The sequence below is a fragment of the Flagellimonas yonaguniensis genome (genome assembly GCF_029193885.1).
GTDB classification, from domain to species: domain Bacteria; phylum Bacteroidota; class Bacteroidia; order Flavobacteriales; family Flavobacteriaceae; genus Flagellimonas; species Flagellimonas yonaguniensis.
On sequence record NZ_JARFVB010000044.1, the window covers coordinates 1 to 1,164 of the forward strand.

The 1,164-nt window shown below is 50.7% G+C and carries 1 protein-coding gene; it reads right to left on the bottom strand.

Annotated elements, in window-relative coordinates; genetic code table 11:
• On the bottom strand, window positions 1–1,010 hold a 1,010-nt coding region (gene istA, locus PY092_RS19635; protein ID WP_275617418.1), incomplete at its 3' end, for an IS21 family transposase.
• Window positions 1,011–1,164: the final 154 nt, after the last annotated feature.

Here is a 1,164-nt window from a genome sequence, read left to right on the forward strand (position 1 = left end):
ACGGTGGCCTGGGCATAGCGTTTTACCTCATAGCGTTTCGCCGGTAACGGCATCAGTTCGCCCTTCTCGATCTCCATAAAAAGCGAACACCTGGAATATTCCCTTCCCCTGAACGACATTGCGTTGTGTTTTTCCAACAGTTCCCTTATCGCGATGTTGATATCGGTCATGCTATGGAAGACCTGGTTCCGTAAAGGGGCGAACACCCTGGTGTAGATTATCTTCACGGCGTTCTCCACTATGGCCTTGTCCCTTGGCCTATAGGTACGTGTGGGCAGTACTGCCGTTTCGTAGTGTTCGGCAAAGTCGGCGAACACCTCGTTGACCTTGGGCTCGTAACGGCTGCTCTTGGTAACCGCCGACTTAAGGTTGTCCGGCACCAAGGCCTTTGGTACGCCGCCGTAGAACCATAGTGCGTTCTCGGTGCAGCGGATGAAGTCCTCCAGTTTTTGGCTTGCACAGGCCTCTACATAAGTGTATTGGCTGCTACCGAGTATACACACGAACACCTCCAGTTCCTTCAGTTCACCGGTGTCCCTGTCAACAATATGGAGTTTCTTTCCCGTGAAGTCTATAAAGAGCTTGTCGCCGGCCTTGTGCTCCATGTGCATTACCGGAGAGGTCTCCTTGCGCCATTCGGCGTACCAATACTTGAACTGTGAGAGCTTGAAGCCATCGGGGTGCTTGGCATAATATTCTTCCCATAACAATTGTCTGGTCACCCCGGTCTTGCGAAGCTCTTTGTCAAAATAGGGAAAGTACTGCCTTAAGGTCAGCAAACGTTGGCTCTTGCGCTTTTGCCCGTCCTTAAAAAGGTTGTGGAGTTCCTCTAGGGTCATCTTCTCCACTTCGTAGGCGGTAAAACGGTACCGCCTGAAGAATTCGATGTACTTCCTGACCGTGACACGGGATATGCCCAATTGTTGGCTTATCCCACGCTTGCTCGTACCGGAGGTGTACAGTTTGTAAATCAGTTTTGTTTTTCGCATGTCTATCTGCTTGTTCGCCATGGTGCTTTTTAACAAAAAAAGCACTTAGACTTTTTACAGATAGATCTAATCTAAAGGTGGGTCACTTTGGCCCGGCGGGGGTGGGTCACTTTCGTCCGGCCAGCTATGGTCACTTTAACCCGGCGAGGGTGGTATACTATGTCCGGCGTTTCCA